Origin of the sequence: Dyadobacter sp., assembly GCF_051859145.1 — a bacterium.
Lineage (GTDB): Bacteria > Bacteroidota > Bacteroidia > Cytophagales > Spirosomataceae > Dyadobacter.
In genome coordinates this window covers 1-7,187 of sequence record NZ_JBHYGF010000220.1, presented here as the reverse complement: position 1 = coordinate 7,187, position 7,187 = coordinate 1, and the positions used below count along the sequence as shown (strand labels likewise).

Genomic DNA, 7,187 nt, shown 5'->3' with positions numbered 1-7,187 from the left:
ATTTTCATTGTTTCAAAAGCAAGCTCGTCAATGTGCTTTCAATTCATAGTAAAGCGCATTGATGCTACCCTTTTGAAATAACTAGCTTAATTATTTTTCAGTAATCCTTAATTGAATGAAAAAAGTACTCCTTTACCTTGGCGCCCTTTTATTAACGGCACCGGTCCTGCAAGCGCAGAATGCGGCTGAATGGAAGTATAAACAGGGTAAAATCGTTACGCAATGGGCGGAGAAAGTATCGCCTGCCAACGTTCACTCAGAATATCCCAGGCCACAGCTGGTACGCGGCAACTGGCAAAATATTAATGGGTTGTGGGACTATGCTATTGTGCCGCTAACCAATGCGGAAACAAAACCTGCTGCATTTGAAGGCAAGATCCTGGTTCCTTTTGCAGTGGAATCTGCATTGTCGGGCGTAGGGCGCACAGTTGGGAAAGACAGTGTGTTGTGGTATCAGCGCACCATTGATTTTTCCCCTAAACTGAAAGACCAGCGTGTACTGCTGCATTTCGGTGCTGTTGACTGGAAATGTGATTTATTTGTAAATGGAAAACCGGCAGGTACGCACCAGGGCGGCTACGATCCTTTTTCTTTTGACATCACCGATTTGTTGGTTAAAAAGAAGCAACAGGAAATTACTGTAAAAGTGTGGGACCCGAGCAGTGACGGACCACAGCCGCGGGGCAAGCAGATCAAAAACCCGCATGGAATCTGGTACACGCCGGTTACGGGTATCTGGCAGACTGTCTGGCTGGAAACTGTTCCGACTACCTACATTGCCGAATTGACGCCGGTACCGGATATCGACAAGCAAATGGTACGCATTACCTCAGATATCAAGAATGTGAAAGCGGGTGATCAGCTCAGATTTACTGCGTTCGACGGCACTAACAAGGTAGCAGAGCTGGAAGTTGCGCCCAATGCAAGTGCCGATCTGAATATCGCAAATCCGAAATTATGGTCTCCCGACAGTCCGTTTTTGTATGACCTTACGGTTTCACTGGTCCGGAAAGGAAAGGTAGTTGACGAAGCGAAAAGCTACTTCGCTATGCGCAAAATCGCTATGCAGCCTGATAAAAACGGTATCCAGCGTATGACTTTGAACAATAAATTTTTGTTTCAATACGGACCGCTGGATCAGGGCTGGTGGCCTGACGGATTGTATACTGCGCCCAGCGATGAAGCCTTGAAGTTTGATATTGTGAAAACGAAGGAAATGGGCTTCAACATGATCAGGAAACACGTGAAAGTGGAGCCTGCGCGCTGGTATCGCCATTGCGATGAGCTGGGTATGCTGGTTTGGCAGGATATGCCGAGCGGCGATCTGGGAAATGACTGGGGCCAGCACCCGGGAGTAACCGGCAACGAATCCGAGCGCGACCGCACCCCTGAATCCGAGAATATTTACAGAACAGAATGGAAAGCGATCATGGATGCAAACCGTTTCTTCCCATCGATTGTGGTGTGGGTACCTTTCAATGAAGCCTGGGGACAATTCAAAACGGAGGAAATTACCGAGTGGACGATGAAGTATGACCCGAGCCGCCTGGTAAACAGCGCGAGTGGCGGCAACTTCTTCCCTGTTGGTCACATCATCGACCTGCATAATTACCCTGCGCCGGCAATGCCAAAGCCAGAGCTGTTCGGACAAAAGCAGATCATCGTTTTGGGAGAATTCGGCGGACTAGGGTTACCTGTTGACGAGCATACCTGGCAGCAGAAAAACAACTGGGGATACCAAAGCTTCAAAAACCAGGAAGATCTCTACAAACGCTACGAAACATTTATCGGCAGGTTTGAAGCCCTCATCAAAAAAGGATTATCCGCCGCAGTCTACACGCAAACGACCGACGTGGAAGTAGAAACAAATGGGCTAATGACCTACGACCGAAAAGTAATCAAGTTCCCCGAAGCGAAATTGAAGCAGATACATGAGCCGCTTTACGAGGTGGGGGTGGAGTGAGTAGTGAGTTAGTGAATGAGTGAGTTAGTGAATGAGTGAGTTAGTGAATGAGTGAATAGTTTTGAATGATTGAATGACTGAATAATTTTGAATGGCTGAATATTCTTAAATGGAGTTCGATGTTTTCTGTAACTGTATTAAATCAGAATCCACTAACTCCCTAATTCATTCAAAAATCACTAACTCACTAACTCGCTAACTCACTAACTCACTCACTCATTCACTCATTCAAAATTCAATCATACAATCATTCAATCATTCAGTCATTCAAAATTAACCTTCCTAGCCCTTCATCTGTGCTTCCACAACAGCTATCGCTACCATATTGACGATTTCTCGTACGGAGCTTCCTAGTTGTAGTACGTGAACTGGTTTTTTCATTCCCAGCAGGATGGGCCCGATGGTTTCCAGTTCGGCTGCTTCTTTCAGCAAGTTGTAGGCGATATTGCTGGCTGACAGGTTCGGGAAAATAAGGGTGTTTGCGCCGCCTTCAACCAGGTCGCTGAATGGATGGTTTTCCTTCAACAGTGCAGTATTGAATGCAAGGTGCGCCTGCATTTCACCTTCCACTACCATCGAGGGGTTTCTCTTCTTCAAAATCGCGGTAGCTTCGCGCATTTTCTCTGCATCTTTCCCGCCTGCACTTCCGTAGTTCGCATAGGTGACCAATGCAATTCTTGGCTGAATGTTGAACCGCTCAACTGCCTTGGCAGTCAACTCAGTTATTTCAACAATCTCATCAACAGTCGGATCCAGATTCACGGTTGTGTCCGAGAAGAAAAGCGGACCGCGTGGCGTGAGCAGAATGTACATACCCGCTACCTTGTTTACTCCCGCTCCTTTACCAATCACGTGCAGCGCCGGGCGGATCGTGTCCGGGTAAGTACGCGTAAGTCCGGAAATGAATGCGTCGGCTTCGCCGTTTTCCACCATCATAGAGCCGAAATAACTTTTGAAGTAAATGGTCCGGCGGGCTTCTATCGGGGTCAATCCTTTACGTTGCCGCTTTTCATAAAGTTTGGCTGCGTAAGTATCGATGATATGCTCGTTTTCTTCTGCACGCGGGTCTACAATCGATACATCTCCGAGATCCAGCTTGCTTTCGCGGATCAAGTGAAGGATTGTTTCCTTGCTTCCCAAGAGAATCGGTATCGCAATTCCTTCATCACGCACCTGTTGCGCAGCCCTTAACACCTGGATGTTTTCGGCATCTGCAAATACAACGCGTTTCGGTGCCAGTTTGGCTTTATTCAGGATTACCCTTGAAATCTGCTCATTTCGGCCCAGGCGGCTGGATAGTTCCTGCTCGTAAGCGTCCCAGTCCGTGATCACCTTACGCGCTACGCCCGTCTCAATCGCTGCCTTTGCAACAGCGGGGGCGACAGTAGTCAGCAGGCGAGGGTCAACCGGTTTAGGGATAATGTAATTTTTGCCAAAAACGATATTGGTTTCATTGTAGGCAAGGTTCACAATATCTGGCACGGGCTTGGTAGCCAGATCCGCCAGCGCGTGTACAGCAGCCAGCTTCATTTCCTCATTGATCTCCGTGGCTCTTACGTCCAGCGCGCCGCGGAAGATGTAAGGGAAACCCAGCACGTTATTAACCTGGTTAGGATAATCCGAGCGGCCTGTTGCCATAATTACATCCTCTCTTGCTTCCACCGCGTCCGGGTAAGGTATTTCCGGGTTTGGGTTCGCCATGGCAAGTACGATCGGATCTTTCGCCATCGATTTTACCATATCTTTTGAAACGATATCGGCGGTGGACAAGCCTAGGAAAATATCGGCTCCTACCATCGCTGCATCCAGTGAGTCGTACGAAACGTCAGTCGCAAACTGCTTCTTCATTTCACTCAGGTCCGTGCGACCATTGTGAATATGCCCTTTTGTATCAAACATAGCCACATTCTTAGGATCGACACCCAGCGAAATGTACAGCTTGGTACAGGAAACCGCAGAGGCACCGGCGCCGGAAACGACCACGCGAATGTTCGCAATATCTTTATTGACGAGCTTCAATGCATTCAGCATCGCGGCGGCGCTGATGATGGCAGTACCGTGCTGGTCGTCGTGCATCACCGGGATATTCAGCTCTTTTTTCAAACGGGCTTCTATTTCGAAGCATTCCGGCGCTTTGATATCTTCGAGGTTTACACCTCCAAAAGTAGGTTCAAGGATTTTAACTGTGCGGACAAACTCGTCCACGTCTTTGGTATTTAATTCAATGTCAAAAACGTCGATATCAGCATAAATCTTGAAGAGCAAACCCTTTCCTTCCATAACAGGTTTGGAAGCTTCGGGACCGATGTCGCCCAAACCAAGAACCGCAGTTCCATTGCTGATTACTGCAACAAGATTACCCTTTGCAGTATATAAGTAAGCATTTTCGACATTGTCGGCGATTTCAAGACAGGGCTCTGCAACTCCGGGAGAGTAGGCCAGTGAAAGGTCTCGTTGCGTGCTGGTTTCCTTGGTCGGAATAACCTGGATTTTACCCGGCCGGCCTTTGGAGTGATAGTACAGCGCGTCTTCTTTTCTGATCTTTTTGTTCATACCTGTGTAGCAATTATTTCGTGCTAAGGTACAAACATTAGGTTCATGCCAATGATTTTTACGCGGCTATTCACAGTAAAATCATCTGCCGGCAGATCAGAAATCGCGCAGTGAATTGTTGGTTGAAGGAAGGTCTTTTTCTTTGAAAGAGGGACTGTTGACCAATTTTTTCTTCTCTTGCACCATCACCGTACGTTTTTTGAGAATATATGCAAAAAGCATATACACGCCGAACATTCCGATGTAAATGTACATGGAAGCTGTATTGGTAATGTCTCCGTGAAAAGCGAAGAAAAGTGTAGTGTTGATGATGGTCACCATCCACAATGTAAACGAAGCCCAGAAGTGATTGAGCCCGTTATCAATCAGGATATGGTGCATGTGGTTACGGTCTGCAACGAAGGGCGAGCCGCCTTTTACAATCCGGACAATGAACACGCGCAGGGTATCAAAAATCGGAACAATCAGCAATACCATTACGATGATTGGCGCATTGAAGTATGCATTGGGATCGTGCAGGTAGCCAACATTCAATGATAAAAACTCAACTGAGAAAATAGAAAGCAGATAGCCCACGATCAGCGAGCCGGTATCGCCCATGAAAATCTTGCTGGTTTTCGAAAAGTTAAACCGCAAAAATCCTAGCAATGAGCCCGACATTGCAAATGCGAGGCAGCCAAAAGAAAAGTGATCATTTAGAATAAACCAGATCCCGAAGCCAAGTCCGGCAATGAGGCTGATACCACCCGCAAGACCGTCGATCCCGTCAATCAGGTTAATTGCGTTGATAATGGCGATGAAAATGAAAACGGTAAGAGGGATGCTAACGAAATCCGGAACCGTATGTATGTTAAATATGCCGTAGAAATTATCAACCTTAAAGTTGCCCATTGCCACCAAAATGAGCGAGGCGAATATCTGGATAATCAGCTTTTTGGTAGGATCCACCGCCAGAATATCGTCTTTAATGCCCAGGAAAAACAGAATAATAACCCCTGTCATCGCAAGGCTGATCAGGTTGGAATCAAGTATATTCTCAGAATGCGGCCAGAGAAAATAGGCGATCAGGGTAGCTGCGAAAATTGCTATCCCGCCGAGGGTCGGTGTTTCTGTTTCGTGAGAACTTCTGAAACCTGGCTTCGCAGTCAAATGCAGCAGGTTTGATAAATTGATTATGATCGGAATAGAGATGATCGAAAGAAAACAGGCGATCAAAAAAGACAGCAGGCATTGATAAACATCATGGTGAATGATGTTACTGAAGTTGCCTTCGCTTAATATCTGAAGAGGTAACTTTAAATCCATAGTGTCTGCCTTATATATGAAGTGTAAGAACGAGCAAGCGTAAAATCCTGGTCAAAAGACGTAAATTACTTTAATATAAGAAATATACAAATGACCGAAACCTAAATTATTTATTAACAGGTTTTGTGCCTGTTTGTTATTTCACGATAAACTGTAAGATTTTCCTGAGCGGTTTCATCCACAAAGTGTAAAAACGCGGTTTCAAACCATTTGTCTTCCAGGCTTTAAGATCATTTCTGTTCGCAAGTATCCTATTTTTAAAAGAACTGTTGCTGACCCCTCCAGCACGCATTTTAACGAGCACTTTGGGCAGGTAGCCAATTCTAATTTCTGCCTTGTGTACAAATCTTAGCATAAGCTCATAGTCTGCCGCACTTCCCAGGTCGAGCCTGAACTTTCCGTATTGATCATACACTTCCCCGCGCACAAAGAATGTAGGGTGGGGCGGCATCCAGCCATTTAAGAATGAACCTTTCTGGTATAACCCCGAAGTCCATCTCCGTTTTACGATCTCGCCATTTGTAAAATCCACATACTCCAGATCTCCGTAACAAGCGTCGTAGTTACCCGTTTTCATCAGATTCACAACATCTGAAATCACGGTGGAAACAGCATAGAAATCATCTGCATTCAAAATGCCGATGATATCACCGGTTGCTAATTGTATGCCTTTGTTCATCGCGTCATAAATTCCGGCGTCTTTCTCGCTCACGAATTTGCTGACCTTATGCGCAAAGGATTTCACAATATCCTGCGTTCCATCCTTTGAATTACCGTCAACTACAATGTATTCGATATCGGGATAATCCTGGTTGACAATGGATTCAATGCATTGCCGGATGGTTGAAGCTCCGTTATATACGACGGTGAGTATGCTTACTTTCAATGCGTTATAGTTCTTGTTTTAACATACTTTGCCGGATTACCCTGGTAAATACCGTTCGCTTCCAGGTTTGAGGTAGCAACAGAGTTCACCGTTAATACCGCGTGGGAGCCAGCTGTTACGCCCGGACAAACCGTTGCCTGTGCACCGATCCACACTCCTTTTTCAAGCGTAATCGGCTTCAGGATCAGGTCAAATCTTCTCTTGGTATAATCGTGATTGCCGGTCAGCAACATGCAACCCTGTGACAGGCAGGCATTTGATTCAATTGTCACCATTGTGAGGTTGTCAATCCACACATTTTCGCCGATCCAGGTATAGTCTCCAATCGACAAAAACCAAGGGTACTTGATATTCACTTTCGGCTTGATCACAACTCCCTTTCCGATCCTGGCGCCAAACAATTTCAAGAGCCAGATCTTGAACGACGACGGATAAGGTAGGTGTGTGTTCAGGAACAGGCGGCCGGTAAAATAACAAAGG

General features: G+C 46.2%; 5 protein-coding genes. 1 reads left to right on the top strand and 4 read right to left on the bottom strand.

The window, feature by feature from the left end; all coding sequences use genetic code 11:
- Window positions 1–115: 115 nt before the first annotated feature.
- Complete coding sequence (locus tag ACTIE6_RS13685) at window positions 116–1,963, top strand: glycoside hydrolase family 2 protein (protein WP_439557173.1); 1,848 nt, start codon at window positions 116–118, stop codon at window positions 1,961–1,963.
- Window positions 1,964–2,245: 282 nt separating this feature from the next.
- Here the strand turns inward: ACTIE6_RS13685 and ACTIE6_RS13680 are convergent, their stop codons facing one another.
- The 4 genes from ACTIE6_RS13680 to ACTIE6_RS13665 form a co-directional block, all read right to left on the bottom strand.
- Complete coding sequence (locus ACTIE6_RS13680) at window positions 2,246–4,516, bottom strand: NADP-dependent malic enzyme (protein WP_439557172.1); 2,271 nt, start codon at window positions 4,514–4,516, stop codon at window positions 2,246–2,248.
- Window positions 4,517–4,612: 96 nt separating this feature from the next.
- Complete coding sequence (locus ACTIE6_RS13675; RefSeq protein WP_439557171.1) at window positions 4,613–5,821, bottom strand: MraY family glycosyltransferase; 1,209 nt, start codon at window positions 5,819–5,821, stop codon at window positions 4,613–4,615.
- 136 nt (window positions 5,822–5,957) lie between these two features.
- Complete coding sequence (locus ACTIE6_RS13670) at window positions 5,958–6,707, bottom strand: glycosyltransferase family 2 protein (protein ID WP_439557170.1); 750 nt, start codon at window positions 6,705–6,707, stop codon at window positions 5,958–5,960.
- Window positions 6,704–7,187 (bottom strand): WcaF family extracellular polysaccharide biosynthesis acetyltransferase (locus tag ACTIE6_RS13665; protein WP_439557169.1); only part of this gene is annotated, 484 nt, incomplete at its 5' end. The genes ACTIE6_RS13670 and ACTIE6_RS13665, both read right to left, overlap by 4 nt.